Below are 26893 nucleotides of genomic sequence, written 5' to 3'. Positions count from 1 at the left end.
CGCCATCGACGCGGCGCTCGCGCCGGGCGACGCGCGCCCGCGGCTCCTCATGAGCCCGCGCGGCGCGCCGCTCACCCAGGCGCGCGTCAGGGCGCTCGCGGCGGGGGAGGGCGCCCTCATCCTGTGCGGACGCTTCGAGGGCGTCGACGAGCGGGTGATCGAGGGCCGCGGCCTCGAGGAGGTTTCGATCGGGGACTACGTGCTCTCGGGCGGCGAGATCGCGGCGATGGTGCTCCTCGACGCCTGCGTGCGCCTTCTGCCCGGCGTGATGGGGGCGGGCGCATCGGCGGAGGAGGAGAGCTTCGAGGCCGGGCTCCTGGAATATCCCCACTACACCCGTCCGCCGGTCTGGGAGGGGCGGGCGATCCCGGAGGTGCTGCTTTCCGGGAACCATCGCCGCATCGCGGACTGGCGGCGCGCGGAATCCGAGCGCGTCACCGCCGCCCGGCGGCCCGATCTCGCGGCGCGGCCCGGCGACGGCTAACGGGTTGGGATTCCGGTGCCCGCGCCCATATTACGCGGCACGAAGCATCGACATCGCGGCGGGGTGCGTGTATAGGAACGCGCAAATTCCCGATCGATGCGGAAGTCAGATCATGCCGCGCCCCGGCGGCAGCAATGCGGGCGCGAGGACGACGAGGTGTTTGAGCGATGAACGTGATCCAGCAGATCGAGCAGGCGGAAATGGCCGCCGTTGCCGCCAAGCGCGACGTACCGGCCTTCGAGCCCGGCGACACGGTCCGCGTCCATGTCCGCGTGACCGAAGGCACGCGCACGCGCCTGCAGGCCTATGAGGGCGTCTGCATCGCGCGCAAGGGCGGCGGCATCAACGAGAGCTTCACCGTCCGCAAGATCTCCTATGGCGAGGGCGTCGAGCGCGTCTTCCCCGTCTATTCGCCGATCGTGGAGAAGATCGAGGTCGTCCGCCGCGGCAGGGTGCGGCGCGCGAAGCTCTATTATCTGCGCGGCCGCATGGGCAAGTCGGCCCGCATCGTCGAGGCGACGAACGCCCGCGCCAAGCGGCTGAACGAGGAGGCCCGCGAGGTCGCCGCCGCCGCCAAGGCGGAGGAAGCCGCCGCGAAGCAGGCCGCCAAGGAGGCTGCCGCGGAAGCGCAGGGCTGAGAAGCGCAGGGCTGAGAAGCGCAGGGCTGACCGGCCGGACGGAATTCCACGGAATCGGAAAGGGCGGCGCCGCGGCGCCGCCCTTTCCGTCTGTGGCTTCGGGAGAGGCTCGCGCTCAGGCGGCCTTGCGGTTGCCGACCAGGCCCCGGTTGAGGAGCAGCTCCGCGATCTGCACGGCATTGAGCGCCGCGCCCTTGCGGAGATTGTCGGCGACGACCCACATCGAGAGCCCGTTCTCGACCGTGATGTCCTCGCGGATGCGCGAGATGTAGGTCGCATCCTCGCCGGCGCATTCGTAGGGCGTCACGTAGCCGCCGTCCTCGTGCTTGTCGACGACGAGGCAGCCCGGCGCCTCGCGCAGGATGTCGCGCGCCTCCTCGGCGCTGATCGGGTCTTCGAATTCGATGTTGACGGCCTCCGAATGGCCGATGAAGACCGGCACGCGCACGCAGGTCGCCGTCAGCCTGATCTTCGGGTCGAGGATCTTCTTGGTCTCCGCCACCATCTTCCACTCTTCCTTGGTGGTGCCGTCCTCCATGAAGACGTCGATGTGGGGGATGACGTTGAAGGCGATGCGCTTGGTGAACTTCTTCGCTTCGATGGGGTCGGCGACGAAGACCGCGCGAGTCTGGTTGAAGAGCTCGTCCATCGCGTCCTTGCCGGCGCCCGAGACCGACTGGTAGGTCGCGACCACGACGCGCTTGATGCGGGCGCGGTCGTGAAGCGGCTTCAGCGCGACCACGAGCTGCGCGGTCGAGCAATTGGGATTGGCGATGATGTTCTTGCGGCGGAAGCCCTCGATCGCGGCGGCGTTCACCTCGGGCACGATCAGCGGCACGTCGGAATCGTAGCGCCAGGCCGAGGAATTGTCGATCACGACGCAGCCCTCCGCCGCGATCTTCGGCGACCATTCCTTGGAGACCGAGCCGCCGGCGGACATGAGCGCAATGTCCGTCCCCGCAAAGTCGAAATGCTCGAGCGCCTTCACCTTCAGCGTACGGTCGCCGAAGGAGACGTTCGTCCCCTGGCTGCGCCGCGAGGCGATCGCCACCACCTCGTCAACGGGGAAGCCGCGCTCATCGAGAATATCGAGCATTTCGCGGCCCACATTCCCGGTGGCGCCGACGACGGCAATCTTCAGACCCATGACCGGTCTCTCCTTTTCGTTCTCTCCCGGCTTCACGTCCGCCGGACGCTCGGATGCGCCGGTGCGGACCGTCTCTCCCCCCGGAACCCGCGGGAGAGATCGGGATCGGAAGGGCGTCGGCTACCGGGTGGCCGTTTTCGTCGCGGGAATCGTCGAGGCGCGGCCCGCGATCGCGGTCCGGTCGGCGGTAACGTGCGCAAGCAGGCCCATCGCTCGATCCTCGGACTGCCCGCTATCTAAACGGCCCGGCGCGGATGTCAACGCGGAGCCGGTACGCGGTCCGGCGGACTTCACGCAGCTTTGCGGTCGCCGCGGGGCGGCCGTGGCCTATCATCGCGGCAAGGAGGACCGACCATGCTCAACCGACGCGCCGTTCTCGCCTCGCTCGGGCTTGCGCTCGCCGGCCCGGGGCGGGCGTTCGCCCATCACGGCTGGGGCTGGACCGAGGAGGACGCGGTGTTCGTGCTCGAGGGCACCATCGCGGCGATCTATCTCGGCAATCCTCATGCGACCCTCGAGGTCGACGCCGCGGATGGCCGCTGGCACGTCGACCTCGCGCCGCCGATCCGCACGCGGCGGGCGGGCTTCGACGAGGAGGCGGCGGCCGTCGGCGACCCGGTGAAGCTCACCGGCCACCGCGCGAGCGACCACGCCGACCGGCGGATGAAGGCGATCCGGGTCGAGGTCCGCGGGAAGGCCTACGACGTCTATCCCGACCGCGCCCACGCGATCTGAGCGGACGATGGCCGCCGAATGGCTGTCCTGGGTGGCGGACTGGCCGATCGCCGCCGCGCTCCGCCGCTCGCTCTATCTCTACCCCTTCGTCAACGCGGCGCATCTCCTCGGCATCGCGCTGCTCATCGGCGCCATCGTCCCGGCCGACCTCCTGCTTCTCGGTGTCCTCAGGCGGCCGCCGGCAGCGGCCGTCGCGGGCCTTCTCACCGCCTCCGCGGGGATCGGGCTGGCGCTGGCGGTCGCGACCGGGCTCCTGCTCTTCATCGTGAAGCCGGGGGATTATGCGGTGAACCCCGCCTTCCTCACGAAGGTGGGCCTCGTCCTCCTCGGAACTCTCAACGCAATCGCGCTGCGGCTGACCGGCGCCTGGCGCGCAACGCTCGCCGGAGCGCCCGTGCCGGCGCGGGTGAAGGCGGGGGTGGCGTTCTCGCTCTCCTGCTGGCTCCTCGCGCTCGTGGCGGGCCGCTGGATCGCGTTCCTGGAATGAACGCGGCGCGGCAGGACCGCTCCGAACCGCCGGCCGCGCGGCCCCGCGACCCCGATCGGCGGCCGCGGGCAAGTCTGCAGCCGGCGATCCCCGCCGGGCCTTCTCAGAGCCCGGAGAACCGGTAGTTCACGCCGAAGCGGAGCGTGTGGTACTGCGTCGTCGGCACCGTCACGTAGGTGGCGCTGTTCAGCCGGTCGAGGCGGATGTCCAGGAACTGGTATTCCGCCTTCACCGAGACGTTCTGGGTCAGGGCGTATTCCACGCCGGCGCCGATCACATAGCCCCAGTCGGTGCCGCTGTTCTTCATCGTCTCGGTGAGCGGCGCCGTCACCGGGACGGTGTAGTTGATCTTGCCGACCGCGACGCCGCCCGTGCCGTAGAGCAGCACGTGATCGAGCGCGATGACGCCGAGGCGCGCCCGCATGGTCGCGTACCATTCCATGTCGGTGCTGGCGGAGGCCGTGACGGTCGGCGCCTTGGTCGACACCGCGCTCGGCAGCTTGTCGTCGATGCCGGTGAACTGGAAGTCGCCTTCCGCGCCGAGGACGAACATGCCGAGCTGAAGGTTGTAGCCGCCCTGCACGCCGCCCAGCCAGCCGGACGGCTCGAACGTCCCGATGTTCCCGAACCGGGCCTCCGCACCGGGGACGCCGATGCCGACCCGGTCGTCGCGTCCCCAGCCATAGCCGATATTCGCGCCGAGATAGGGGCCCGACCAGCTGAAGAGGGCGGGCGACACGATCGGGGCCGGCGCGACCGGCTCCATCGCAACCGGCAGATCGGCGGCCGATGCGGCTGCGCTCGCCAGAGTAGCGCCCACGACGACTGAACAACGAAATACTCGCATGCAGGCCCTCCCCCAGGGCGCATGGTGCCCATGTAATAACTCGAACTTACACTTAAAAAGTCTTGGAGTCTCTGCAAAAAGCGAGCCTGCGAGAAGAATTCGGCAGGTCGATCGGAGCAGGGGGAGGGACCGGGCGCGGGCGGGAGCCGGACGGCTCAGGCGTTCGATGCCTCACTCCCGGCGCGTCTCGGCGCTCCGGATCAAAGGAAGCATTCATGGAAGGCGTTCGGCCGCAGGGCCGCGCACGCGACGATGACGCTTCGCCCGGGCGCTTGGCCGAGCCGTCTCGGGCAGCAACGAGCCCGGCAGCGAAAGACGCGCAAAGAAAAAGGCCGCCGGGCATGCCCGGCGGCCTCTCGATCGAAATGGCCGGATGTCAGAGACCGCTGAAGCGGTAGTTCAGACCGACGCGGAACGTGTGGTACTGCGAGGACGGCGTCGTCTTGTAGATGCCGCCCGAAATGTCGTCGGTGCCGAAGTCGAGGTACTGGTACTCGGCCTTGGCCGACAGGTTCTGCGTGAAGGCGTATTCGACGCCGGCGCCGAGGACCCAGCCCCAGGTCGTGTCGCTGTCGCTGATGTTGGCCGCCGGCGCGGAGGTCACGTTCACGCGATAGTTGACGTCGCCGAACGCGAGGCCGCCCGTGCCGTAGAGCAGGAACTGATCGAAGGCCACGCCGGCGCGGGCGCGGATCGTGGCGTACCAGTCGAGATCCGTCTTGCCCGACGCGGTCACGGCGCCCGCCGGCCCGCCCGTCGAGACCCGCAGGCCCTTGTCGTCGTCGATGTTCGTCCACTGGACGTCGCCCTCGAGACCGAAGACGAAATTGTCCATCTGGTAATTGTAGCCGGCCTGGACGCCCGCGAGCCAGCCCTGCGGATCGAACTTGCCGATATTGCCGAACGAGCCCGCGGCCGACCGGATGCCGACCGTGTCGTCCCGACCCCAGCCATAGCCGACATTCGCGCCGACATAGGCACCGGTCCAGGAGAACAATGCGACCGAGGTGACCGGGGCGGGAGCAACCGGCTCCATCGGAGCCGGAAGGTCGGCCGCCAACGCGGTTGTGCTCGCCAAGCCGCCCAACACAAACAATGATACGGCTGTGAACTTCATCTCGAATATCCTTTTCCGGCCAGGCCCCCTGACCCTGAGCCTGCAATATGGCGCGCTCCGCCCAGACTGGCTATTGCAAAAAAGCTACACCTGCCGGGCATGTAAGGTTCAGGACGCCGGCTAACTTTATGTAAAATATGGCGATCTTCGGGCGAAAACCAGGCGGTGGCGAGGCGTGCCGGCGCTCTGCCCGCGGGCCGCGGTGAGGCCGCGCCTCAGGGGCCCTCCCGGCTTGCCAGGAAGAGCCCGATCCGTTCCATCGCGCTGGCGATGTTCGCCTCGGAGTTCGCGTAGGACACGCGGAGATAGCCTTCGCCGAAGAGCCCGAAATCCGGGCCGCCGATGAGCGCCACCCCGGCGTCCTCGAGGAGCGCGGAGGCGAGCGCCTTGGCGCGCCATCCCGTCCCGGAGATGCTGGGGAAGGCGTAGAACGCCCCCTTCGGCGTCGTGCAGGTCACGCCCGGGAGCCCGTTGAGAAGTTCGGTGACGATCCGGCGGCGCCGGTCGAAGGCCGCGACCATGGCGGCGACCGAATCCTGCGGGCCCTCGATCGCCGCGATGCCGGCATACTGCGCCGGGGCGTTCACGCAGGACCAGGCATTGACGGCGAGCTTGCGGATCTTGTCGACGAGCTGGTCGGGCCAGACCGACCAGCCGAGCCGCCATCCGGTCATCGCCCAGGTCTTCGACCACCCGTTGAGGAGGATGAGGCGGTCGCGGATCTCCTCGTAGGCGAGGAGCGAGACGTGCCCGGCGCCGTCATAGACCATCTGGTCGTAGATCTCGTCCGAGAGGATCGCGACGTCGGGCCACGCATAGAGTCCGCGGACCAGGCGCTCCACCTCCTCGCGCGGGGTGACGCCGCCGGTCGGGTTGGCGGGGGAGTTGAGGATGACGAGGCGCGTCTCGGGGGTGACGAGCGCGAGCGCCTCCTCGGCCGAGAAGGCGAAGCCGTTCTCCTCCCGGATCGGGATCGGCACCGGCCGCGCGCCGGTAAATTCGATCATCGAGCGATAGATGGGGAAGCCTGGGTCCGGGTAGAGGATGTCCACGCCGGGCTCGCCGAACATCAGGATAGCGGCGAACATGGTCACCTTGCCGCCGGGCACGATCACGACATTGTCCGGCGAGACTCCGACCCCGGTCGTTTCGAGCGTGCGCCGCGCCACCGCCTCCCGCAGCGGGAGGATCCCGGTCGCCGGCGTATAGCCGTGATGGCCGTCGCGGAGCGCCTTGACCGCCGCCTCGACGATATGGTCGGGCGTGCGGAAGTCCGGCTGGCCGATGCCGAGATTGATGATGTCGCGGCCCTGCGCGGCGAGGGCCTGGGCGCGCGCCAGGACGGCGAAGGCGTTCTCCTCGCCGATGCGGTCGAAGCCTGCGATGGTGCGAAGGGGGGTCACGCTGTCGAACCTGGAAGCGGATGCCTCCTTGCCGCGATGGATACTTTCACCACGCAGCTTGCCGGAACGCAGGGATGCGGATCATCGATGATCGCCCGGCCGAAAGACCACTGTTCGGGTTCGCCGAATTGCATCGCAATCAGGGCCGACGAATCGACGACGATCACCTGGGCAGGCCCCACTCGTCGTACATGTCGTCCATTATGCGCTCGACCTGCTCACCGTCTTCATCCGTGTATTGCGGCAGATCCGAACTCCACTTTTCGACGGCCTTCCTGCGTCGCTCGCGTCGCTCGGCCTTCTCCCGGTCGCGACGCTCGAGGGCCTCATGAGCCCATCTGGTGACGAGCGGGGACGGGCCCTCGCCGGTTTCCCGGCCGATATCGCGAATGATCCGCTCCGTCGCGGAGTTCCGGATGGTGATCGCCACGTCCAACGCCTCTCAGCTTCGAGGCCGCATGGCAGCATATGCTTCCATCCGGTCCGGCAGCAAGGCCGTTGATTCTCGCGGCGCCGGGGCGCAAGTCTCTGTCACAGGAGGAGGCGCGGATGCCCTACGACGCCAAGCACGGCACCAGCGTGAAGCTCCGCTCGCAGCTCTGGTTCGACAATCCGGACGATCCGGACATGACCGCGCTCTATATCGAGCGCTACATGAACTGGGGCCTGACGCGGGAGGAGCTGCAGTCGGGCAGGCCGCTCATCGGCATCGCGCAGTCCGGCTCGGACCTCGCCCCCTGCAACCGTCATCATCTGGTGCTTGCCGAACGGGTCCGCGAGGGAATCCGCGAGGCGGGCGGCATCGCCTTCGAGTTCCCGGTCCACCCGATCCAGGAGACCGGGCGCCGGCCGACCGCGGCACTCGACCGCAACCTCGCCTATCTGGGGCTGGTCGAGACGCTGTTCGGATATCCGATCGACGGCGTCGTCCTGACGACGGGCTGCGACAAGACCACGCCCTCGCAGCTGATGGCGGCGGCGACCGTCAACATCCCGGCGATCGCGCTCTCCGTCGGGCCGATGCTGAACGGCTGGTATCGCGGCGTGCGCACCGGATCCGGCACGATCAAGTGGCTCGCCAAGAAGCTGAAGGCGGCCGACGAGATCGGCTGGGCGGAATATTACGAGCTCGTCGCCTCGTCCGCTCCCTCGCCCGGCTTCTGCAACACGATGGGGACCGCGACGACGATGAACTCGCTCGCCGAGGCGCTCGGCATGATGCTGCCCGGCTGTGCGGCCATCCCCGCGCCGCACAAGGAGCGCGCGCAGATCGCCTACCTCACCGGGCGGCGCATCGTCGAGATGGTGCGGGAGGACCTGAAGCCCGCCGACATCATGACGCGCGCGGCCTTCGAGAACGCGATCGTCGTGAATTCCGCGATCGGCGGCTCGACGAACGCGCCGATCCACCTCGTCGCGATCGCCCGGCATCTCGGCATCGAACTCACCAACGACGACTGGGAGCGGATCGGCCATGCCGTCCCGCTCCTCCTCGACATGCAGCCGGCCGGCCGCTTCCTCGGCGAGGACTTCCACCGCGCCGGCGGGGTGCCCGCAATCGTGGCGGAGCTGATCGAGGGCGGCCTGCTGCCGCATCCCGGGGCGACCACCGCGAACGGCCGGACGATCGGGGAGAATTGCGCGGGCAGGCGGAGCTGGGACCGCGAGGTGATCCGCGCGCATGACGAGCCGATCCTCGCCGAGGCCGGGTTCCTGAACCTGAAGGGCAATCTCTTCGGCTCGGCGATCATGAAGACGAGCGTGATCTCCGCCGCCTTCCGCGAGCGCTACCTCTCCGATCCCGGCGATCCGGACGCCTTCGAGGGCCGGGCCGTCGTCTTCGACGGGCGCGAGGACTACCACGCCCGCATCAACGATCCGGAGCTCGCGATCGACGAGCGCACCATCCTGGTCATGCGCGGGGCCGGGCCGGTCGGCTATCCGGGCGGCGCGGAGGTGGTGAACATGCAGCCGCCCGACGCGCTCCTGAAGAAGGGCATCATGGAGCTGCCCTGCATCGGCGACGGAAGGCAGTCCGGCACCTCGGGCTCGCCCTCGATCCTCAACGCAGCGCCGGAGGCCGCCATCGGCGGCGGGCTCGCGCTGCTGAGGACCGGCGACCGGATCCGCATCGACCTGAAGACGCGCGAGGCGAACGTGCTCGTTCCGGACGAGGAGCTCGCCGCGCGCCGGCGCGCCCTCGACGAGACGCTCGCGCATGGCGGCCCGGGCTACGTGCCGCCGAGCCAGACGCCGTGGCAGGAGATCCAGCGCCAACTCGTGACGCAATTCGACGAGGGCATGGTCCTGAAGCCCGCGGTGAAGTATCGGGACGTGGCGCATCGCTACCGTCCGCGGGACAACCATTGATGAACAAAGCTTCAGTTCTTCAGCCTATCGAACCCGAGAACGAGCGTCTTGCATGGTTATGGGCTTGCTGCGAGCAACTTGCGCTGCTTAATCGACATGATGCGGCATGGATACAGGAGGCGAAAAATGGCTGGGAAATGAACGAATTCAAGCGATTTTTGCGAACGTATAGCCTACAAAGAGGGAAGCATGGGAAAACACTGGTAGAGAACGCCGAACGATTCCGAGATATATGTAACGAGTCGTTCTCTGGTATACCTGATGACCTTCAGGCGGTGTGGGAAAAATCTATAGAGGATACCAGGCGGATTTTAGAGATCACAGCTAGATCGGCATGCCTGAAGGCGATGTGGTACTACCATCCACATCTTGGGACCATGTATGATTCCTATGTGCAGAGAGGTCTTGCTTCATATGGATACTCGAATAACCCAAAAGTATTTTTTGAGGATTTCAATAATTTCGTATCGTCAAAAACTGAATTAATAGAAAGAGTTGTTGCTCCCTTGAATCCAAAATACCCATATCCAAAGCGATTGGCCGACAAGTTTCTTTGGCTGGCGGGATACCAAGATCGAAATCGAATTTTGAGGAGCACGAGAATTTCAGTGCAGATTACTCATGTTGAGAAACTAGATGGTTCTTGAGGTGGAATCGCGATCCACTATCGACTTCCGCGCCCTCCACGCGCGCGAGCGCCTGTTCGTGATGCCCAATCCGTGGGACGCGGGAACGGCGCGGCTCCTCGCCGATCTCGGCTTCGAGGCCCTTGCCACCTCGTCGGCGGCGCTCGCCTGGACGCTCGGTCGTCCGGACGCGACCGGCGGCGTCACGCGGGACGAGGCCATCGCCCATGCCGTCCTCATCCACCGCGCGACCGGGCTGCCGGTGAACGGCGATTTCGAATCGGGCTACGGCGATACGCCGCAGGCCGTTGCCGAGACGGTCCGGCGCGCGATCGACGCGGGCGTCGCAGGCTGCTCGATCGAGGACCAGGACCAGGCGGCGGGCGGCGGCGCGCTCTATCCGCCGGCAGAGGCCGCGCGGCGCTTCGAGGCGGCACGGGAGGCGGTCGAGCGGTCCGGCAGCGGGTTCGTCCTCACCGGCCGCTCAGAGGCCTTCTTCGCGCCGGGCCCGGACCCGCTGAAGGAAGCCGTGCGCCGGCTGAAGGTCTACGAGGCCGCCGGCGCGGACGCGGTCTATGCGCCCGGCGTGACGGCCGAGCACGAGGTCGCCGAGATCGTCGGCGCCGTCTCCGTTCCGGTCAACGTGCTCGGCGGGCTCGGCGGCGTCTCGAACGATCTCGCGGCGCTCGCGCGGCTCGGCGTCCGCCGCGTCTCGATCGGTTCGGGGCTCGCCAAGGTCGCGCTCGGCGGCTTCCTGCGTGCCGCCTCGGCGCTGGCGGACGGCCGCTTCGACTACGGCGGCGCGGCGGCGTCATCCATCCTCAACGGCGCCTTCGCCAGGCCGGACCGGGACGACGGGGATGACGAAGACTGACGATCTCAGCGGCTGGTCGCCGCGCGCGCTTCCCGATGCGAGCCCGATGGCCGGCGCGCTGGTCGAACTCGTGCCGCTCGATCCGGAGGCGCACTGGCGCCCGCTCTGGCGCGCCTTCGGCGGCGCCGAGAGCAGGGCGGTCTGGACCTTCATGCCGATCGGCCCCTTCGAGGGGGAGGCGGCATTCCGGGAGGGGCTGCGCTGGATCGCGGCGCGGCCGGACTGGGTGCCGTTCGCGATCCTCGACCGCGCCGGCGGCGGCGCTTTCGGCACGGCGAGCTACATGCGGATCGATCCCGCGAACGGCTCGGCCGAAGTCGGCTGCATCGTCTTCGGGGAGGGGCTTCGCCGGCGGCCCGGCGCGACGGAGGCGATGCTCCTGATGGCGAAGCGCGTGTTCGACGAGCTCGGCTATCGCCGCTACGAGTGGAAGTGCGACGCGCTCAACGCGCCTTCCCGGGCGGCGGCCGAGCGCTTCGGCTTCACCTATGAGGGCACCTTCCGCCAGCACATGGTGACGAAGGGGCGGAACCGCGACACCGCCTGGTTCGCCATGACGGATGGCGACTGGCCCGCGGTGCGCGCCGGCATGGAAGCCTGGCTCGCGGAGACCAGTTTCGACCGGGAGGGCGCGCAGAGGACGCGTCTCGCCGACGCGATCGCGTCGGCGCGGGCGGGCGCCAGGGAGCCGGCGTGACGATGGCGGAAGAAGGCGGCCCGAACGGGGACCCGGCGGCCGGGCGGTCCGGCGGGGCCCGGAATGCCGGCGGCCACGGGCACGATCACACGCATGCGCATGGGCACCACGGCCATGCGGGGCATGACCATGGCGGGCCCGGCCACACGCACGTGCCGGAGGTCGGTTCCGGCAACAGGAGGCGGGTCCTCGCCGCGGCGCTTCTCACCGGCGGATTCATGCTGGCCGAAGTCGTGGGAGGCCTTCTCACCGGATCGCTCGCGCTCATCGCCGATGCCGGCCACATGCTGACCGACACGGTCTCGCTCGGGCTCGCCTACGTGGCCTACCGGATGGCGGACCGCCCGGCGACGCAGCGTCTCACCTACGGTTTCGACCGGCTCCAGATCGTCGTCGCCTATACGAACGGGCTCACGATCTTCCTGATCGCGCTCTGGATCCTCGCGGAGGCGGTCCGCCGCTTCCTCGTGCCGAGCGAGGTGCTCGGCGGGCCGATGCTCGCCGTCGCGGCGATCGGTCTGCTCGTCAATATCGCCGCCTTCGCCATCCTGCACGGCGGCGACCGCCGCTCGCTCAATCTGCGCGGCGCGCTCCTCCACGTGATGGGCGACCTGCTCGGATCGGTCGCCGCCATCGCCGCCGCGGCCATCATCCTCCTCACCGGCTGGATGCCGGCCGACCCGCTCCTTTCGCTGCTCGTCGCGGTGCTTCTCCTGCGCAGCGCCTGGGTGCTCCTCCGCGATTCCGGCCTCATCCTCCTCGAAGGCGTTCCGCCGGAGACGGACCGGGATGCCGTGGTGGCGGACCTCGTGCGCGAGACGGGCGGCGTGCGCGACGTCCACCACATGCATGTCTGGAGCCTCGACGGCCGCCAGCAGCTCGCCACCCTCCATGCGCGGCTCGATCCCGGCGCGGAGCCGGACCGCGTCATCGCCGCCCTGAAGCGGCGCCTGCAGCAGGCGCACGGCATCCAGCACGCCACCATCGAGGTCGAGCAGGGCGCATGCGCGGACACGGCGGGTCCGCTGCGGCGGAACGCGGGAGCGCACCCATGACAAACTACCGTGCGGCGGTCGCCGCCGCGGCGATCCTGGCCGGCGTGATCCTGGTCCTGATGCTGCTGCCGAGGATCATGTACGCGATCTCCGGCCTCGGGCCATGGGCGGGGCTCGGCCTCGCGATCATCGTGATGGTCGGCTTCTTCGCGATCTTCTGGGCGCGCTCGCGCTATCAGGGCCGCGGGCCAAGCGGCGGCGCCTGAACGCTCAGCGCGTCCGTTCGGCGGCGAAGCGGGCCGCGGCCACGAGCCCGGACGCGCGCGCTCCGAACGCCTGCAGCGCATCCTCGCAGGCGGCGACCGTCTCCTCCAGCAGCCGGCGCGCCTCGGCCGGGCCCGAGAGCGCGACGAGCGTGGCCTTGCCGCGCGCGGCGTCCTTCGCGGCCGCCTTGCCGAGCGCCTCCGTCGTCGCGTCGAGGTCGAGGAGATCGTCCGCCATCTGGTATGCGAGGCCGAGCTGCCCGCCGTAGCGCCTGAGCGCGGACCGCTCCGCCGGCGTGGCTCGGCCCAGAATGCCGCCCATCTCGCAGCAGCTCGCGATGAGGGCGCCCGTCTTCATGGCCTGGATCCGGCGTATGTCGGCTTCGCCGAGGCGAATGCGCTCCGCCTCGAGATCGAGCATCTGGCCTCCCACCATGCCGCCGGGACCGGCCGCGCGCGCGAGCGCGGCGACGAGGCCCGCACGCACGGCGGGGTCCGGATGGGTCTCGTCGCGTGCGAGCACGTCGAAGGCGAGGGTGAGGAGGGCGTCGCCGGCGAGGATCGCCGTCGCCTCGTCGAACGCGCAGTGGACGGTCGGACGTCCGCGGCGGAGCGTGTCGTCGTCCATCGCCGGCAGGTCGTCGTGGATCAGCGAATAAGTGTGGAGGCACTCGACCGCCGCCGCCGCGCCGAGCGCCGCCTGGGCGGGCACGCCGAAGAGGGCGGCGGATTCCACCAGCAGAAAGGGGCGGAAGCGCTTGCCGCCGTCGAGGAGCGCATGGCGCATGGCGGCGAGGAGCCGCGGCGGCCGCATCGTCTCGCCGGAAAGCGCGGCCTCCGCGAGGAGCAGGTCGAGCCGCGGCTCGAGCGCGGCGGCCACGTCGGAGAGCGCACGCTCGAATCCGGAACCTGGGTGAGACAGGCTCGCCGGGCTGGCCGAGCCGTCCCCTGTCGTCCTAGAAGGCGGGTGCAGCATGCGGCGGAGCGATGGCGGAAAACCCGGATTTGTCAACCCGCGGAGAGATCGCGCCGAACCATGTGCGGCGCAGGCGGCGTGGCCTCCTCGGCCGAGTCCTCCGCCGGATCGCATGGCTTCTGGCTCTTCTCGTCATCGCGCCTTTCGCGCTTCTTCCGCTCTACCGCGCGGTGGACCCGCCGGTCACGACGGTAATGGTCCTGAAGCGCATCGGCGGGGCGCCGATCGATCAGACATGGGTCCCGATGGCGGAGATCTCGCCGCGGCTGGTGCGAGCCGTGATGATGGCGGAGGACGCCCGCTTCTGCGCCCATTCCGGCATCGACTGGATCGAGATGCGCAATGCGCTGTCCGATGCGGAGGATGGCGGGCGGGTGCGGGGCGCCAGCACCATCACGATGCAGCTCGTCAAGAACCTCTTCCTCTCCACCGGCCGCTCCTATCTCCGCAAGGCCTTCGAGATCCCGCTCGCGGCCTATGCCGATGTCGTGCTCGGCAAGCGCAGGACGATGGAGATCTACCTCAACGTGGTGGAATGGGGCCCGGGCGTCTACGGCGCGGAGGCGGCGGCGCGACACCATTTCGGCATCTCCGCGAAGGCGCTGAGCGCGACGCAGGCGGCGCGGCTCGCAGCCGTTCTTCCCGCCCCGCTCGCCCGCGACCCCGCCAAGCCGGGCCGCGGCACCCGCGTGGCGGCATCGCGGATCGCTGCGCGCGCGGCCAAGGCCGGGGCGTATGACGACTGCGTGCTCGACTGAACGCCTCGGCACTGGCCAAACGGGCCGGAAGAGGCTATATGCCGCCCCGAACGGTCTGCCGCGCTGCGGCGGACGGATCGGCTATTGGCCGGCCGAAACGATTTCCCTGGAGCACCGAGATGCCAGTCCCGAAGAGAAAAACCTCGCGCATGAAGCGCGGCTTCCGCCGGTCCGCCGATGCGCTGTCCCAGCCGACCTATGTCGAGGACAAGGATTCGGGCGAGCTTCGCCGCCCGCACCACGTCGACCTGAAGAGCGGCAAGTATCGCGGCCGCCAGATCCTGGAGCCCAAGGAGACGATCTGAGGCGGCTTCCGCCTCTCGTCATCCGACGGGCCGGGCTTGCCCGGCCCGCTTCGTCTCGGGCGTCGCCCGCCGGCGTCAGCCTGGCGCCGGCGCGCCCGCCTTCTCGATCTCGAACCGCAGCACGTCGCCCTCCTTCGCCGACGCGATCAGGCGGTGCCCCTTCTCGCCGCAGAAATGCGGCAGGTCGATCGCGGCCATCGGGTCGGTCGACAGCACGGTGACGCGCGTGCCGGGGGCGAGCGGCTCCATCCGCTTCGCGGTCTTCAGCACGGGCAACGGGCACTTCAGCCCGCGCACGTCGATCGTGACGCTCTCTTCCATGCAACCCCGCATCGCCTGAAGACGTGACCGGTGAGGGTCCGGCTCGCATAAGCTCATGGCCGGTGTTAGATTTGCGCCTGCCTCGGACGCAAGCGGGAAAGAGGCGGGCCGCGGCCAAGGCAAGGGGAAGGAATGGGGTTCGTCCAACGGGTTGCGAGTGAAGTCGCGTATCTGAACGGCGCCCTGAGGACCCTCTCCAAGGTCACGCCCATCGCCAAGAACAAGACCCGGACCTATTGCGATGTCGTGGAAGGGCTCGCCGTCGCCCATGGCGACAAGCCGGCCCTGATCTCCGAGCGCGAGACCCTCTCCTTCCGCGCCTATGACCGGCGCGCGAACCGATACGCCCGGTGGGCGCGGGCGCACGGGATCGAAAAGGGCGACGCCGTCGCGCTGCTGATGCCGAACCGGCCGGAATATCTCGCCGTCTGGCTCGGCGTCGCGCGCGCGGGCGGCGTGACCGCGCTCCTCAACACCAACCTCACCGGACCCGCGCTCGCGCACTGCGTGAACATCGTCCGGCCCAAGCACATCATCGTCGAGACCTCGCTCCTCGACGCGTTCGGCACGGCCGAATGCCACCTCGACCCCGGTCCCCGCCTCTGGTGCCACGGCGCGGAAGCGGCGGGCTGGTCGCGGATCGACAGCCTCGTCGACGGCCTCCCCGACGCGCCGCTTCCCGCCGGCGAGCGCCCGGCGCTCACCACCGACGACCGCTGCCTCTTCATCTATACGAGCGGGACCACCGGGCTGCCGAAGGCGGCCAACGTCAATCACTACCGCGTGCAGGGCATCATGTACGCCTTCAGCGCGGCGATGGCGGTGTCGAGCAGCGACCGGATCTATGTCTGCCTGCCGCTCTACCATTCCTCGGGCGGCGTGCTCGCAGCCGGAGCGGCGCTCACCGCCGGCGGGTCGGTCTTCATCCGCGAAAGGTTCTCCTCGCGCCAGTTCTGGGACGACATCGTCGACAACGACTGCACCATCTTCCAGTATATCGGCGAGCTCTGCCGCTATCTCCTCAACAGTCCGACCCATCCCAAGGAGACGAAGCATCGCCTCCGGCTCGCCTCCGGCAACGGCCTCCGGCCGGACATCTGGCAGGCTTTCCAGACCCGGTTCCGCATCCCGAAGATCCTCGAATGGTACGGCGCCACCGAGGGCAATGCCGTGCTCTTCAACTTCGACGGACGGGTCGGCTCCGTCGGCCGGATCCCGAAATGGGCGGAGCGCCGGTTCCTGACCGAGGTGGTCCGCTTCGACGTCGAGGCGGAACAGCCGGTTCGCGGCCCGGACGGCTTCTGCGTCAAATGCCCGCCCGGCGAGATCGGGGAGATGATCTCCGAGATCGTGAACGATCCGACGAAGCCGAGCCAGCGCTTCGAGGGCTATGCCGACGCTGCCGCGACCGGCCGCAAGATCATGACGGACGTGTTCCGGAAGGGCGACCGCTGGTTCCGGACCGGCGACCTCATGCGGCGGGACGCGCAGGGCTATTTCTATTTCGTCGACCGGATCGGCGACACCTTCCGCTGGAAGGGCGAGAACGTCTCCACCTCCGAGGTCGCCGAGGCCGTGTCGGTCTTTCCGGGCGTGCAGGAGGCGAACGTCTACGGCGTCCGCGTGCCGAACACGGAGGGACGCGCCGGGATGGTGGCGCTCGTCGTGGAGGGCGATCTCGACCTGCAGGCCTTCCACACCCATGTCTGCCGCCAGCTTCCGGCCTATGCGCGGCCGGTCATCCTGCGCATCCAAAGCGAGATCAGCACCACCTCCACATTCAAGCAGCGCAAGGTCGACCTGGTGAAGGAGGGCTTCGATCCGGCCGGCACCCCCGACCCGCTCTTCTTCCTTCACCCCGGCCTGCAGGCCTACGTACCGCTCACGCCTGGCCTCTATAGCGACATCGAGGCGGGCCGGCTGAAGCTCTGATGAGGAGGACGAGCGCATGAGCGCAGCGCCGATCGAGAATCCGCGCCCCGCCGACTTGATCGCGTTCTGGCGAGCCGCCGGGCCGGAGAAGTGGTTCGCCAAGGACGACGCGTTCGACCGGGCGATCCGCGACGGTTTCGAGGCGGCGCGTGCGCGCGCCCTCCGCGGCGAGTTCGATGCATGGCGGGCGCACGCCGAGGGCGCTCTCGCCTTGATCCTCCTCCTCGACCAGTTCTCACGGAATCTTTACCGCGGTTCCCCGCGCGCATACGAAGCCGATCCGATGGCGCTTTCCATTGCCCGGGAAGCCCTGCAATCCGGCTTCGACGGACAAATCGAGCCGGCCCTGCGGCTCTTCTTCTACCTTCCCTTCATGCATGCGGAGAACCTCCGCGACCAGGCGCTCTGCGTCGCGCTCTGCTATCCGCTCTTCGACAGCAACGTGCTCTGGTTCGCCCGCGAGCACGAGCGGATCATCCGGCGGTTCGGCCGCTTTCCGCACCGCAACGAGGTGCTCGGCCGCCACACCACGCCGGCCGAACAGGCCTATGTCGAGGGCGGGGGATTTGCCGGCTGACCTTCGTTAAGATTAGAATCGATTTACGAAGCTTCTGTCCTCGGCCGAGGTTTAAGAAGGGGATGGCATGATCCACTCCGCTCCTGCCGAGGATCCGTCTTTGCTCACAGGCCCCATTCGAGACGAGACGACGCCGCCTGCCAGGCTGGCGCTGGTCGCACTCGACGCGCTGCCGGTGCTCGAATCGGCGGTCGTCGCGCTGGCGCAGCGGGCGCTCGAGCCGAATCCCTTCATGGTGCCGGCCTTTCTCGCTCCGGCCGCGTCTGTGCTCGGGGGCGGACAGGTCGAGCTGGCCTGCGTCTGGAGCGAAGGCAGGCTGGTCGCCTTCGCGCCGGTGATGCGCGCGCGCTGGCCGAACCGGTTCTCGGTCTGGACGCATGAATTCGCGCCGCTCGGCGCGCCGCTCGTCGACCGGACCGCCCCGGAGGCGGCGGTGTCCGCGCTTTGCGAAGGTCTGTTCGGGGCCGGCGCAAGCCTCCTCTTCTTCAACGAGCTTCCGCTCGACGGGCCGGTCGCCATGCTGGTCCGCGCGGCGGCGGCCCGCCATGGCTGGAGGAGCATCGAGGCGGGTGTCCAGCAGCGCGCGGTGCTCACGGCGCCCGAACCGGGCCGGCCAGCCTCGGTGGATCAGCTCGCCTCGGCCAAGCACCGCAAGGAGCTGCGGCGCCAGCTCCGCCGCTTCGCCGAGCGCCACCAGATCGTCTTCGAGACGGCGCGGGGAGACGCGGAGGTGGCGGCCGCGCTCGACCGGTTCGTCATCCTCGAGGCGTCCGGCTGGAAGGGCCGGCGGGGGACGGCGCTCGCCCAGGACCCGGCCGAGCTCGAATTCGCCCGCCGGGCCATCCTCGGGCTCGCCCGCACCGGCGATGCCGAGATCGACCTGATGCGGGCGGAGGGCAGGGTGGTCGCCGCGCTCGTCAGGCTGCGCGCGGGCCGCCTGTCGGTGCCCTGGAAGATCGCCTATGACGAGCGCAGCGCGCATGTCTCGCCCGGCAAGCAGCTGATGTGGCGCGCGACGGAAGACTGGCTGGCGGATGCCTCCATCGCGCGGGTCGACCCGGTCTGCGAGGAAGGCAATCCGCTGGTCTCGCAATTGTGGCGCGAGCGCGAGCGCTACGGGACGCTGATCGTGGCGGGCGGGGCGATCGACCATGCGGCCGCGAGCATCGTCGCCCGCAGTATCGATGCGCGCCAGCATCTGAAGCAGCGGCTGCGCCGGCTCAGGGCGTGAGGCCGGTTTCGCAGAGGCCTTCCGCTTCCGCCTCCCGCCGCGCCGCTTCGCGGAAATGGCGCCGGATCACCTTGCCGGTGGTCGTCAGCGGCACGTCCGGGACGAACGCGACCTCGCGCGGATATTCGTGGGCCGAGAGCCGGGTGCGCACGAAGGTCCGGATCTCCTCGGCGAGCGGATCGCTCGGCTGGTGCCCGTCATTGAGGACGACATAGGCCTTCACGATCTCGGTGCGAACCGGATCGGGCTTGCCGACCGCCGCCGCGAGGCGGACCGCCGGATGGCCGATCAGGCAGTCCTCGATCTCGCCCGGGCCGATCCGATAGCCGGACGAGGTGATGACGTCGTCGTCGCGGCCGAGGAAGCGGAAATAGCCGTCCTCGTCCCGGCTCGCCTGATCGCCCGTCAGCATCCAGCCGTTCCGGATCTTCTCCTCCGTCGCTTCGGGACGCCGCCAATAGCGGAGGAACATCACCGGGTCCGGGGTGCGGATTGCGATCTCGCCCTGCGCGCCCGGCGGGAGGGGGCGGCCCTCGCCGTCGACGATCGCCACGTCGTGACCCGGAACGGCCTTGCCGATGCTGCCGGGGCGGCTCACCCCGAGCGCGGCGCAGGACGACAGCACGTAGTTGCACTCCGTCTGGCCGTAGAACTCGTTGATGGTGAGGCCGAACGCGCCGCGGCCCCATTCGTAGGCCTCGCGGCCGAGCGATTCCCCGCCGGAGGCGACGGTCCGCAGGGCGGGCGCGAAGCGTCCCCGCGGATCGGGGACGGAGCGCAGCATCTTGAGTGCCGTGGGCGGGATGAAGGCGTTGCGGATGCCGAGCCTCGCCATCAGCGCGAAGGCCGCCTCCGGGTCGAATCCCTCCGAGCGCTGCGCAACGACCGGAACGCCGAAATAGAGCGCCGGCAGGAGGACGTTGAAGAGCCCGCCCGCCCAGGCCCAGTCCGCCGGCGTCCAGAGCCGGTCGCCCGGGCGCGGCAGGAATTCGTGGCTCATTTCGACGCCCGGCAGATGGCCGAGAAGGACGCGGTGGCCGTGGAGGGCGCCCTTGGGCGGGCCGGTCGTTCCGGACGTGTAGACCATGACGGCCGGATCGTCGGGCGCGGTGTCCGCGATCTCGATCCGGTCGGCGGCGCGGCCGACGAGCTCTTCCCACCCGACCGCGCCGTGCCCCGGCCCGTCGGTGCCGATGACGAGGCGGAGCGCGCCGAGTTCGTCGCGGATGCCGGCAATCTTCTCGAGGCAGGGCGCATGGGTGACGAGCGCCACCGCCTCCGAATCGGCGAGGCGGTAGCGGAGCGCCTCCGTCCCGAAGAGCACCGCCATCGGCACCGTCACCGCGCCGATCGACCAGGCCGCGAGGTGGGTGATCGCGGTCTCGGCGCTCTGCGGCAGGAGGATCGCGATCCGGTCCCCGCGGGCGATGCCGGCAGCCTGGAGCGCGTTGGCGAGCCGCGCCGCCTCGGCGGCGAGCCGGCGGCCGGTCCACGGCACCACCGTGCCGTCGCCCTGCACCTGCAGGATCGCCGGGGCGTCCTTCCCCGGACCGGCGAGGCATGCGCGCGCCATGTTGAACCGCGCCGGCAAGGCCCACCGGAAATCGCGCCTCAGGCTCTCGTAGTCCGATCGGATCGGCAGCATCGCGCCTCCGGGAGGGCGCACCCTAATCCCGCCTCCCGGCCTGCGCAATCATGTCGCAGGCGCGTCAGGCGAAGCCGAGCGCGCTCTCGCCGCGATCGAGCAGCACCGGCACGATGAGGTCCTCCTCGTCGGCGAGATGCCGGCCGAGGGGCGCGAGGAAGCCCGTCAGCATTCCGGAGAGCGTCTCCCCGGCGGGCCGGGCGTCCTCGCCGCGCCGGAGAGCCGCATCGAAGGCGCGCCAGGCGGCATCGAGCTCCGCGAGCCGCCGGTGGATGGTGTCATGGTCGGTCTCGAGGAGGTCGAATCCGCGCGCAAGCCGGCGCTCCGCCGTGCAGAGCACCGGGAAATAGTGGTGATCCTCGATCTGGTGGTGGCCTTCGAGCTCGCCGAGGAAGAAGCCGAAGCGCGGCGCGAACCAGGCGCGGAACGAGGCGCCGTCGATCGCGCCCGCGAGGTGGTGCTCCGAAGCCGCCCCGAGCGCCGCCGAAAGCTCGCGGAACATGTCGTGGCGGCCCATCCAGAAGCGGGCGAGCGCGCCGAGATTGCGGTGTTCGGGCCAGTGGAGGCGCGGATATTTCGCGAGGAGGAAGGTGAGGTCCTCCGGCAGGCCGGCGCGTGCGAAGAGTCCGCTCGGATCGCTCATTCGGCAATTCCCCTCGTGCCGGCGGGATCCGGCCCGCCGGACAATGATCTAGCGCAGCGCGTGGCGGATGTCCGGTGCCGCCGGCGGGATGGCGGGCCTCTTCGGACGCGCCGGTCAGGGCACGTCGGAATAGGCCTGCGCACAGGCCGCCTCGCAGGCGCGGCACGCCTCCATGCAGATCCTGCAATGCTCGTGCCTGCCGGCATGGCGCCCGCACTCGTCGGCGCAGAGCCGGCAGACGTCGACGCAGAGCTGGAGAAGCCGGCGCAGGAAGGCGTCGTTCCGCCCGCCGCGCCGGCTCGCCACCGCGGCGGCGGTCGTGCAGATGTCGGCGCAATCGAGGTCGAGCCGGATGCACGCCCTCAGCTCCGCGACCATCTTTTCCGAGAGGCAGGCGTCCGCGCATGTCTGGCAGGCCTGCGCGCAGGCATGGAGCGCGTCGATGGCAGCGACGAGCGCCGGGTGGGCATGGCCGCCCCCCTCCGGATGCGCAGCAATCATCTTCCCGGTCTGCATGGGGCTTCCTCCGTTCGCGCGCGCAAGGCCGGCAGGCCTTGGCTGGTTGCCTTTGGTCCGCTCACGGGGCCTGCCGCGCCGTGCCGCCTTCCAGCACCTCGAGCGCGGCCCTCAGCCGGCCGCCGGACCGTTCGAGCAACGCTTCCGCCTCCGCGAGGCCGCAGCCGCGGAGGAGCAGCGCCGCGAGCTTCACCCGCCCGCCGGCTTCGTGGAGGGCGGCGCGGACATCCTCGCGGCTGCGGTCGGTGAGGAGCGACAGCATGTCCTCGCTGCGGGCGACGAGCTTGGCATTGACGGGCTGGACTTCGACCATCAAGCCCTCGTGCACGCGCCCGAGCCGGATCATCACCATCGAGGAGAGGACGTTGAGCGCGATCTTCTGTGCCGTGCCGGCCTTCAGCCGCGTCGAGCCTGCGATCGGCTCCGCGCCGGTATCGAGCAGAATCGGGTGGTCGGCCGCCGCAAGGAGCGGCGTTCCGGCATTGCTGGCGATGCCGACCGTGACGGCGCCCCGGCGCCCGGCCTCCCTTACGCAGGCGAGCGTGAAGGCCGTCGTGCCGCTTGCGGCGACCCCGATCAGAACGTCGGCGGGTCCGATCCCCGCCTCCGCGACGCGGCGTTCGGCCTCGGCCGGCTGATCCTCCGCCCCCTCGACCGCCTCCGTCAGCGCGCGCTCGCCGCCGGCCATGATGACCACGAGCCGCTCGGCCGGCCAGCCGAAGGTCGGCATCAGTTCCGCGCCGTCCTGCACGGCGAGCCTGCCGGAGGTTCCCGCCCCGGCATAAGCGAGCCTGCCGCCGTCCGAGAGGCGGGCTGCGGTCGCGAGCGCGGCGCGGACGATCTCGGCGCGGGCGCAGCGCACGGCCGCGACGGCCGCGAACTGGCCCTCGGCGAGCGCATCGAACATGTCCGACGGCTCCCAGCCGTCGATCCCGCGGTAGCGAGGGCTTAGGCGTTCCGTTTCCATCGCGTTCCGTCCGGATTGGCCAGCGCGCTCGTCTCAAGTCGGCGCGCGCTCAGACCTGATGATGCGCCAGGGCGGTGCCGGGTTCCGTCGATGCCCTCCGGATGAAGCAAAGCCAGGGTGCGTGCGGGCGGAAAGGCGGTCCGCGTCTCCGGCCGCGGGCAGCCATCGATTCCCTATCGCCGGTCCTGCACGGGGCGATCAGCTCGCCGGTCCGGCCGTTTCGAGCGCGAACGCCTCGTCGGCGGCGACGGCCGCCGGGGCTGTCCGCCGGCCCCAGGGGACGAACGCCCAAGCGCGCTCATGGAGGTAGTAGAGGACGATCTTGGTGACGATTTCGGTCGAGGCGATCGAGCCCGCGAAGACGAGGTTGCCGGTGATGAGCCAGCTGAGGACGAACGTGTCGACGCTGCCCGTGATGCGCCAGCTGACGGCCTTCATCAGGGACCGGCCGTGGGACTCGCGGGTGGGAATGAACAAGCTCGCCCTCCGCTCCTGTTGCAGCGCAACGGAGTATATTCACGCGAGAGGCGCGCTGGCCAGCAACAAAGTTTCCGGATCCGCCTTGTCCATGGATAGATGAACTCTCAGGCTTGCAGCATATCGTCAGATCGTATGACGGTATGCGGCCCGCAATCCCGGTCCGACGACATCTACCAGCTTCGGTTGACGTCTGCTTCACCTCGCGCAGGACAGGCGGCATGTTGACAAGGAGAGCCCGGCGCGCGGCTCAGCGGCTCTGCGTCTTGGGGTTCAGCGCGTCGTTGAGGCCGTCGCCCATCAGATTGACGCCGAGCGTCGTCAGGAACAGCGCGAAGCCGGGAAACGCCGCCATCCACCAGGCCCGGTTGAAGAAATCCTGGGCGTTGTGGAGCATGATGCCCCAGCTCATCGCGTTCGGGTCGCCGAGCCCGAGGAAGCTCAGGCTCGCCTCGAGCAGGATCGCGCCCGACACCTGGAGCGTGGCGTTCACGATGATCGGCGGCAGGGCGTTCGGCAGGATCTCGCGCACGATCAGGTCGAAGTTGGACATGCCGAGTGCCCGTGCCGCCTCGACGAACTCGCGCTCGCGCAGCGCCAGGAACTCGGCGCGCAGCAGGCGTGCCGTCGCCGGCCAGTTGAGGACGCCGATGATGAGGATGATGCTCCAGACGCTTGCCCCGAAGATCGCCACGATGACGATCGCCAGGAAGAACTGCGGCAGCACCTGGAACATCTCGGTGAGCCGCATGAGCAGCGTGTCGACGCGCCCGCTGAAGAAGCCCGCCGCCGCGCCGATCGTGATGCCGATCGCCGTCGAGGTCAGCACCGAGAAGAGCCCGACGAGGAGCGAGACGCGCGTGCCGTAGATGACGTTGCTGAAGACGTCGGTTCCGAGGCTGTCGGTCCCGAAGACGTGCTCCCGGCCGGGCGGCTGGAACGAAGCGGCCATGTCGAGCTGGCCGTAAGGGGCGAGGAGGGGCGCGAACACGCCCACGATGACGAAGGCCGTGGTGACCGCGAGCCCGAACAGGGCCGCGCGGTTGCGCCGGAAGCGCCGCCACAGGCCGAAGCGCGGCCGGCGCGCCGGTGCCGCCGGCTCCGGCACCGCCGGTACGCTACTGATAGCGGATGCGGGGGTCGAGGAGCGCATAGAGGAGGTCCGCGATGAGATTGCCGAGGATCACCACGAGGCTGATGAAGATGAACATGCCCATCAGGAGCGGATAGTCGCGCGCGTGGATCGCGTCGAAGGTGAGGCGGCCGAGCCCCGGCCAGGCGAACACCGTCTCCGTGAGAACGGCTCCCGCGATAAGGGTGGGCAGATTGAGGCTCACCACGGTGACCACCGGGATGAGGGCGTTCCTGAGCGCGTGCTTGAAGAGAACCGAGCGCTCGGAGAGCCCCTTCGCCCGCGCCACCTTGATGTATTCCTGGCCGATCACCTCGATCATGCTGCTGCGGGTGAGCCGCAGGATGAGCGCGATGTTGGGGAGTGCGAGCGTGAGGGCCGGCAGGAACAGGTGGTGCGCGACGTCGAGCACATGTGCGAAGCCCGTATAGCCCTGGCGGATGTTGACCATGCCCTGGATGGGGAACCAGTCGAGCTGATAGGCGACGGTGAGGATCAGCATCTGGCCCAGCCAGAACAGCGGGATCGCGAAGGCCGCGAGCGAGAAGACCGTGATGCCGCGATCGAGAAGCGAGTTCGGCCGGCGCGCCGAGATGACGCCGAGATAGATGCCGAGCGCGACCGACACGACATATTGCGTCACCATGAGGAGGAGGGTGGCCGGCAGACGGTCCAGGATCAGCGCGATCACCGGCGTGTTGCGGACATAGGAGAACCCGAAGTTCCCGCTCATCACCTCCAGGACGTACTTGCCGAGCTGGACCCAGAGCGGCCGGTCGAGGCCCATCTCCGCGCGCAGCCGGTCGATGAACTCCTGGCTCACCGATGCGTCGCCGATGATGTAGTCGGTTGGCTCGCCGGGTGCCGCGTGGATCAGCGCGAAGATGATGGTGATCGCCCCGAGCATCAGCGGGATCGAATAGAACACGCGCTTGAGGAGGTAGCCTCCGAGCGACATCGCGGCTCCGTCTGCCAGTCTCAGGGAAGGAGGGGCGGCGGCGCCGCCCCTCCGGGATTCACTCGGTCCAGCCGACGAGATCGTACGGCCCGTACTGGGTCGGCTCGGCCGGCAGGCCGGTCAGCTTGGCGTTGAACGCGATCGGGTAGTGCCGGTCCCACAGCCAGAGATGGGGCACGTCCTCCGCCAGGATCTTCTGGGCCTGGTGGTAGAGCTCGACGCGCTTCGGCTCGTCGCTCTCCTGGGCCGCCGCGGCGAAGATCTCGTCGAGCTTCGGATTGCAGTAGCCGGAGGCGTTGCGTGCGAAGAGCGGCGCGATGTTGCGGCAGACATAGAGCCGCTCCGTGCCGATCGCCGGGTCGGGCCCGGTCGAGAAGCTTCCCATCGTGATGTCGAAATCCCAGTTCTTGAAGGACTTCTCGCGCCAGGCGTTGGAATCGAGCGGCTCGATCTTGAGGTCGATGCCGATCTTGGCGAGATGGAGCCGCATCAGCTTGGCCGTGTCGTCCATCGGCCCCTCCTTCACGTCGTAGCTGACGCGGATCGAGAAGCGCTTGCCGTCCGGGCCCTTCGGATAGCCGGCCGCGTCGAGCATCGCCTCGGCCTTGGCCGGGTCGTACGGATAGTGCGGCACGTCATCCGTATAGAACACCGTCTGCTCCGAGGAGATCGGCCCGGTCGAGACGCGGCCGAACCCGAAGCCGGCCTTCTCCAGGAGATCCTCGCGGTTGATGCCGTAATAGAGCGCCTGCCGCACCTCCTTCTTGCTGAGCGGCCCGTTGCGGGTGTTGATGAAGCCCATGTACTCGCCGGCGATCTGGCGCGGCGCCACGGTGATCTTGACCGAGGGCACGTCCTTGAGCCGCTCCACGTCGGAAAGCGAGATCGCGTAATAGGGCATGTAGTCGATCTCGCCCTTCTCGAGGGCGAGCGCCCGCGCCGCCTCGTTCGGGATGATCTGGAACACCAGCCGGTCGAGATGCGGCTGCCCCTTCAGGTGGAAGTCGGGATTCTTCTCCAGGATGACGTGGCTGCCGGGCACGTATTCCTTGAAGACGAACGGGCCCGTGCCGACAGGCTTGTAGGTCGCGGGGTTCTGCCGCGGGTCGCTGCCTTCGAAGATGTGCTTCGGCAGGATGGTGGAGCTGTTGAAATAGGTGAGGCCGCGCAGGAGCGGCGGGTAGGCGTATTTCAGGTGGAACACGACCGTGTGGTCGTCGACCGCCTCGATCCGCTCCACCGCCTCGAGCAGGCCGGATGCCGGCCCGTTGAACTCCTTGTTGATGTTCCACAGGCTCCAGGCGATGTCCTCGGCCGTGAACGGCACGCCGTCATGCCACTTGATGGTCTTGAAGAGGTGGAACGTATAGGTCTTGCCGTCCTCCGAGATGTCCCAGGATTCGGCCAGATAGGGCTGCACCTTGCCCTCCGTGTCCTGCCGCACGATGGTGCTGTAGAACTGGCCGGAGAGGTTGCTGGTCGAGATGTCGGTGACGATGCCGGCATTGAGCGAATCCGGGTCGCCGGGCAGCGCCACGACCATCGTGCCGCCCTCCTTGATCTTCGGCGCCTGCGCGAGCGATGGCGAGGCTCCGACCGCGAGCGCGACTGCCGCGACCCCGAGCGAGCGGCGAAGCGTCCGCGCGAATGCGCGGCGATATCCCTGACGTTCTGGCTTCATTCCCACACTCCCTCCTTGCTGGAACACGTGGCCGGCGCCGGCGCGCGCCGGGCGGCCGCGAGCGGTGCCGCGGCCCCGGCGGGGGACGCGG

At 69.0% G+C, this 26893-nt stretch carries 31 protein-coding genes; 15 read left to right on the top strand and 16 right to left on the bottom strand.

The window, feature by feature from the left end; translation table 11 throughout:
• Both trmD and rplS read left to right on the top strand, forming a co-directional pair.
• Positions 1-484: tRNA (guanine(37)-N(1))-methyltransferase (trmD, locus tag E4O86_RS14975; protein WP_161141359.1), on the top strand; the 484-nt coding region annotated here is incomplete at its 5' end.
• Between the two features lie 167 nt (positions 485-651).
• Positions 652-1122: a 50S ribosomal protein L19 gene (gene rplS / locus E4O86_RS14970; protein WP_205520894.1), complete on the top strand. Its 471-nt coding sequence runs from the start codon at positions 652-654 to the stop codon at positions 1120-1122.
• 115 nt (positions 1123-1237) lie between these two features.
• Here rplS and E4O86_RS14965 read toward each other — a convergent pair whose 3' ends face one another.
• Complete coding sequence (locus tag E4O86_RS14965) at positions 1238-2269, bottom strand: aspartate-semialdehyde dehydrogenase (RefSeq protein WP_161141358.1); 1032 nt, start codon at positions 2267-2269, stop codon at positions 1238-1240.
• A gap of 354 nt (positions 2270-2623) precedes the next feature.
• On the opposite strand from E4O86_RS14965, the gene E4O86_RS14960 reads away from it, so the two are divergent.
• The gene (locus E4O86_RS14960) at positions 2624-3004 is read left to right on the top strand and encodes a DUF6152 family protein (RefSeq protein WP_161141357.1); all 381 of its coding nucleotides are present in this window, start codon (positions 2624-2626) and stop codon (positions 3002-3004) included.
• Positions 3005-3011: 7 nt separating this feature from the next.
• Complete coding sequence (locus E4O86_RS14955; protein WP_161141356.1) at positions 3012-3491, top strand: DUF2214 domain-containing protein; 480 nt, start codon at positions 3012-3014, stop codon at positions 3489-3491.
• A gap of 103 nt (positions 3492-3594) precedes the next feature.
• Here E4O86_RS14955 and E4O86_RS14950 read toward each other — a convergent pair whose 3' ends face one another.
• The 5 genes from E4O86_RS14950 to E4O86_RS14930 all read right to left on the bottom strand — a co-directional run bounded on the left by E4O86_RS14950 (position 3595) and on the right by E4O86_RS14930 (position 7288).
• Entirely contained in the window at positions 3595-4311 is a 717-nt protein-coding gene (locus E4O86_RS14950; protein WP_205520893.1) for an outer membrane beta-barrel protein, read from the bottom strand.
• 403 nt (positions 4312-4714) lie between these two features.
• Complete coding sequence (locus tag E4O86_RS14945) at positions 4715-5374, bottom strand: outer membrane protein (RefSeq protein WP_161141354.1); 660 nt, start codon at positions 5372-5374, stop codon at positions 4715-4717.
• Between the two features lie 296 nt (positions 5375-5670).
• On the bottom strand, positions 5671-6858 hold the full coding sequence (locus tag E4O86_RS14940; protein ID WP_161141353.1) for an aminotransferase class I/II-fold pyridoxal phosphate-dependent enzyme: 1188 nt from the start codon (positions 6856-6858) through the stop codon (positions 5671-5673).
• Positions 6855-7025, bottom strand: a complete 171-nt coding sequence (locus E4O86_RS14935; protein ID WP_161141352.1) for a type II toxin-antitoxin system VapC family toxin — start codon at positions 7023-7025, stop codon at positions 6855-6857. Before E4O86_RS14935 ends, E4O86_RS14940 begins: the two co-directional genes overlap by 4 nt.
• On the bottom strand, positions 7022-7288 hold the full coding sequence (locus E4O86_RS14930) for a type II toxin-antitoxin system VapB family antitoxin (protein ID WP_161141351.1): 267 nt from the start codon (positions 7286-7288) through the stop codon (positions 7022-7024). Before E4O86_RS14930 ends, E4O86_RS14935 begins: the two co-directional genes overlap by 4 nt.
• Before the next feature lie 119 nt (positions 7289-7407).
• Between E4O86_RS14930 and E4O86_RS14925 the strand changes: the two genes are divergently transcribed.
• From E4O86_RS14925 to E4O86_RS14900, 6 genes are read left to right on the top strand one after another with little or no spacing between them, the layout of a single operon-like run.
• Positions 7408-9228, top strand: coding sequence for an IlvD/Edd family dehydratase (locus E4O86_RS14925; RefSeq protein ID WP_161141350.1), 1821 nt, complete (start codon positions 7408-7410; stop codon positions 9226-9228).
• Positions 9228-9875: a hypothetical protein gene (locus tag E4O86_RS14920; RefSeq protein ID WP_161141349.1), complete on the top strand. Its 648-nt coding sequence runs from the start codon at positions 9228-9230 to the stop codon at positions 9873-9875. Before E4O86_RS14925 ends, E4O86_RS14920 begins: the two co-directional genes overlap by 1 nt.
• Entirely contained in the window at positions 9865-10728 is an 864-nt protein-coding gene (locus E4O86_RS14915) for an isocitrate lyase/PEP mutase family protein (protein WP_161141348.1), read from the top strand. The genes E4O86_RS14920 and E4O86_RS14915 overlap by 11 nt, the downstream gene beginning before the upstream one ends.
• Positions 10715-11425 carry a GNAT family N-acetyltransferase gene (locus tag E4O86_RS14910; protein ID WP_161141347.1) on the top strand — a complete coding sequence of 237 codons (711 nt, stop codon included), beginning with the start codon at positions 10715-10717 and terminating at the stop codon, positions 11423-11425. Before E4O86_RS14915 ends, E4O86_RS14910 begins: the two co-directional genes overlap by 14 nt.
• A gap of 2 nt (positions 11426-11427) precedes the next feature.
• Positions 11428-12480 (top strand): cation diffusion facilitator family transporter, encoded by a 1053-nt coding sequence (locus tag E4O86_RS14905; protein ID WP_161141361.1) that lies wholly within the window; start codon positions 11428-11430, stop codon positions 12478-12480.
• Positions 12477-12686, top strand: coding sequence for a hypothetical protein (locus E4O86_RS14900; protein ID WP_161141346.1), 210 nt, complete (start codon positions 12477-12479; stop codon positions 12684-12686). Before E4O86_RS14905 ends, E4O86_RS14900 begins: the two co-directional genes overlap by 4 nt.
• A 4-nt stretch (positions 12687-12690) precedes the next feature.
• Here the strand turns inward: E4O86_RS14900 and E4O86_RS14895 are convergent, their stop codons facing one another.
• Positions 12691-13563 carry a polyprenyl synthetase family protein gene (locus E4O86_RS14895; protein ID WP_343039173.1) on the bottom strand — a complete coding sequence of 291 codons (873 nt, stop codon included), beginning with the start codon at positions 13561-13563 and terminating at the stop codon, positions 12691-12693.
• A 125-nt stretch (positions 13564-13688) separates the two neighbouring features.
• Between E4O86_RS14895 and mtgA the strand changes: the two genes are divergently transcribed.
• Together mtgA and rpmF are read left to right on the top strand one after the other, a co-directional pair.
• Positions 13689-14417: a monofunctional biosynthetic peptidoglycan transglycosylase gene (gene mtgA / locus E4O86_RS14890; RefSeq protein WP_246206416.1), complete on the top strand. Its 729-nt coding sequence runs from the start codon at positions 13689-13691 to the stop codon at positions 14415-14417.
• Between the two features lie 119 nt (positions 14418-14536).
• Positions 14537-14722 (top strand): 50S ribosomal protein L32, encoded by a 186-nt coding sequence (rpmF, locus tag E4O86_RS14885; RefSeq protein WP_161141343.1) that lies wholly within the window; start codon positions 14537-14539, stop codon positions 14720-14722.
• 75 nt (positions 14723-14797) lie between these two features.
• Here the strand turns inward: rpmF and E4O86_RS14880 are convergent, their stop codons facing one another.
• The gene (locus tag E4O86_RS14880) at positions 14798-15043 is read right to left on the bottom strand and encodes a sulfurtransferase TusA family protein (RefSeq protein WP_161141342.1); all 246 of its coding nucleotides are present in this window, start codon (positions 15041-15043) and stop codon (positions 14798-14800) included.
• A gap of 132 nt (positions 15044-15175) precedes the next feature.
• Between E4O86_RS14880 and E4O86_RS14875 the strand changes: the two genes are divergently transcribed.
• The 3 genes from E4O86_RS14875 (at position 15176) to E4O86_RS14865 (ending at position 18783) form a co-directional block, all read left to right on the top strand.
• Positions 15176-16975, top strand: coding sequence for a long-chain-acyl-CoA synthetase (locus tag E4O86_RS14875; RefSeq protein WP_161141341.1), 1800 nt, complete (start codon positions 15176-15178; stop codon positions 16973-16975).
• 16 nt (positions 16976-16991) lie between these two features.
• The gene (locus E4O86_RS14870; protein ID WP_161141340.1) at positions 16992-17552 is read left to right on the top strand and encodes a DUF924 family protein; all 561 of its coding nucleotides are present in this window, start codon (positions 16992-16994) and stop codon (positions 17550-17552) included.
• Between the two features lie 100 nt (positions 17553-17652).
• Positions 17653-18783: a GNAT family N-acetyltransferase gene (locus E4O86_RS14865; protein ID WP_161141339.1), complete on the top strand. Its 1131-nt coding sequence runs from the start codon at positions 17653-17655 to the stop codon at positions 18781-18783.
• Here E4O86_RS14865 and E4O86_RS14860 read toward each other — a convergent pair.
• The 8 genes from E4O86_RS14860 to E4O86_RS14825 all read right to left on the bottom strand — a co-directional run bounded on the left by E4O86_RS14860 (position 18773) and on the right by E4O86_RS14825 (position 26802).
• Positions 18773-20428, bottom strand: a complete 1656-nt coding sequence (locus tag E4O86_RS14860; RefSeq protein ID WP_161141338.1) for an AMP-binding protein — start codon at positions 20426-20428, stop codon at positions 18773-18775. The genes E4O86_RS14865 and E4O86_RS14860 overlap by 11 nt on opposite strands.
• Positions 20429-20492: 64 nt before the next feature.
• The gene (locus E4O86_RS14855) at positions 20493-21071 is read right to left on the bottom strand and encodes a hemerythrin domain-containing protein (RefSeq protein WP_161141337.1); all 579 of its coding nucleotides are present in this window, start codon (positions 21069-21071) and stop codon (positions 20493-20495) included.
• A gap of 114 nt (positions 21072-21185) precedes the next feature.
• Entirely contained in the window at positions 21186-21587 is a 402-nt protein-coding gene (locus E4O86_RS14850; RefSeq protein WP_161141336.1) for a four-helix bundle copper-binding protein, read from the bottom strand.
• 61 nt (positions 21588-21648) lie between these two features.
• Positions 21649-22554, bottom strand: coding sequence for an N-acetylmuramic acid 6-phosphate etherase (locus E4O86_RS14845; protein WP_161141335.1), 906 nt, complete (start codon positions 22552-22554; stop codon positions 21649-21651).
• 198 nt (positions 22555-22752) lie between these two features.
• Positions 22753-23031 carry a DUF2061 domain-containing protein gene (locus E4O86_RS14840; RefSeq protein ID WP_246206415.1) on the bottom strand — a complete coding sequence of 93 codons (279 nt, stop codon included), beginning with the start codon at positions 23029-23031 and terminating at the stop codon, positions 22753-22755.
• Between the two features lie 250 nt (positions 23032-23281).
• Positions 23282-24139, bottom strand: a complete 858-nt coding sequence (locus tag E4O86_RS14835; RefSeq protein WP_343039172.1) for an ABC transporter permease — start codon at positions 24137-24139, stop codon at positions 23282-23284.
• A 10-nt stretch (positions 24140-24149) separates the two neighbouring features.
• The gene (locus tag E4O86_RS14830) at positions 24150-25121 is read right to left on the bottom strand and encodes an ABC transporter permease (protein WP_161141333.1); all 972 of its coding nucleotides are present in this window, start codon (positions 25119-25121) and stop codon (positions 24150-24152) included.
• Between the two features lie 58 nt (positions 25122-25179).
• Positions 25180-26802 carry an ABC transporter substrate-binding protein gene (locus E4O86_RS14825; protein ID WP_161141332.1) on the bottom strand — a complete coding sequence of 541 codons (1623 nt, stop codon included), beginning with the start codon at positions 26800-26802 and terminating at the stop codon, positions 25180-25182.
• Between the last annotated feature and the right edge of the window lie 91 nt (positions 26803-26893).

Origin of the sequence: Propylenella binzhouense, from assembly GCF_009866965.1 — a bacterium.
Lineage (GTDB): Bacteria > Pseudomonadota > Alphaproteobacteria > Rhizobiales > Afifellaceae > Propylenella > Propylenella binzhouense.
The sequence above is the reverse complement of the archived record's forward strand: the minus strand, read 5'-3'. Positions and strand labels throughout refer to the sequence as shown.

Coding starts and splice junctions, on each gene's coding strand:
- rplS (WP_205520894.1), top strand. CDS start 652: ATGAACGTGATCCAGCAGATCGAGCAGGCGGAAATGGCCGCCGTTGCC.
- E4O86_RS14965 (WP_161141358.1), bottom strand. CDS start 2,269: ATGGGTCTGAAGATTGCCGTCGTCGGCGCCACCGGGAATGTGGGCCGC.
- E4O86_RS14960 (WP_161141357.1), top strand. CDS start 2,624: ATGCTCAACCGACGCGCCGTTCTCGCCTCGCTCGGGCTTGCGCTCGCC.
- E4O86_RS14955 (WP_161141356.1), top strand. CDS start 3,012: ATGGCCGCCGAATGGCTGTCCTGGGTGGCGGACTGGCCGATCGCCGCC.
- E4O86_RS14945 (WP_161141354.1), bottom strand. CDS start 5,374: ATGGAGCCGGTTGCTCCCGCCCCGGTCACCTCGGTCGCATTGTTCTCC.
- E4O86_RS14925 (WP_161141350.1), top strand. CDS start 7,408: ATGCCCTACGACGCCAAGCACGGCACCAGCGTGAAGCTCCGCTCGCAG.
- E4O86_RS14920 (WP_161141349.1), top strand. CDS start 9,228: ATGAACAAAGCTTCAGTTCTTCAGCCTATCGAACCCGAGAACGAGCGT.
- E4O86_RS14915 (WP_161141348.1), top strand. CDS start 9,865: ATGGTTCTTGAGGTGGAATCGCGATCCACTATCGACTTCCGCGCCCTC.
- E4O86_RS14910 (WP_161141347.1), top strand. CDS start 10,715: ATGACGAAGACTGACGATCTCAGCGGCTGGTCGCCGCGCGCGCTTCCC.
- E4O86_RS14905 (WP_161141361.1), top strand. CDS start 11,428: ATGGCGGAAGAAGGCGGCCCGAACGGGGACCCGGCGGCCGGGCGGTCC.
- E4O86_RS14900 (WP_161141346.1), top strand. CDS start 12,477: ATGACAAACTACCGTGCGGCGGTCGCCGCCGCGGCGATCCTGGCCGGC.
- rpmF (WP_161141343.1), top strand. CDS start 14,537: ATGCCAGTCCCGAAGAGAAAAACCTCGCGCATGAAGCGCGGCTTCCGC.
- E4O86_RS14880 (WP_161141342.1), bottom strand. CDS start 15,043: ATGGAAGAGAGCGTCACGATCGACGTGCGCGGGCTGAAGTGCCCGTTG.
- E4O86_RS14875 (WP_161141341.1), top strand. CDS start 15,176: ATGGGGTTCGTCCAACGGGTTGCGAGTGAAGTCGCGTATCTGAACGGC.
- E4O86_RS14870 (WP_161141340.1), top strand. CDS start 16,992: ATGAGCGCAGCGCCGATCGAGAATCCGCGCCCCGCCGACTTGATCGCG.
- E4O86_RS14860 (WP_161141338.1), bottom strand. CDS start 20,428: ATGCTGCCGATCCGATCGGACTACGAGAGCCTGAGGCGCGATTTCCGG.
- E4O86_RS14855 (WP_161141337.1), bottom strand. CDS start 21,071: ATGAGCGATCCGAGCGGACTCTTCGCACGCGCCGGCCTGCCGGAGGAC.
- E4O86_RS14850 (WP_161141336.1), bottom strand. CDS start 21,587: ATGCAGACCGGGAAGATGATTGCTGCGCATCCGGAGGGGGGCGGCCAT.
- E4O86_RS14845 (WP_161141335.1), bottom strand. CDS start 22,554: ATGGAAACGGAACGCCTAAGCCCTCGCTACCGCGGGATCGACGGCTGG.
- E4O86_RS14830 (WP_161141333.1), bottom strand. CDS start 25,121: ATGTCGCTCGGAGGCTACCTCCTCAAGCGCGTGTTCTATTCGATCCCG.
- E4O86_RS14825 (WP_161141332.1), bottom strand. CDS start 26,802: ATGAAGCCAGAACGTCAGGGATATCGCCGCGCATTCGCGCGGACGCTT.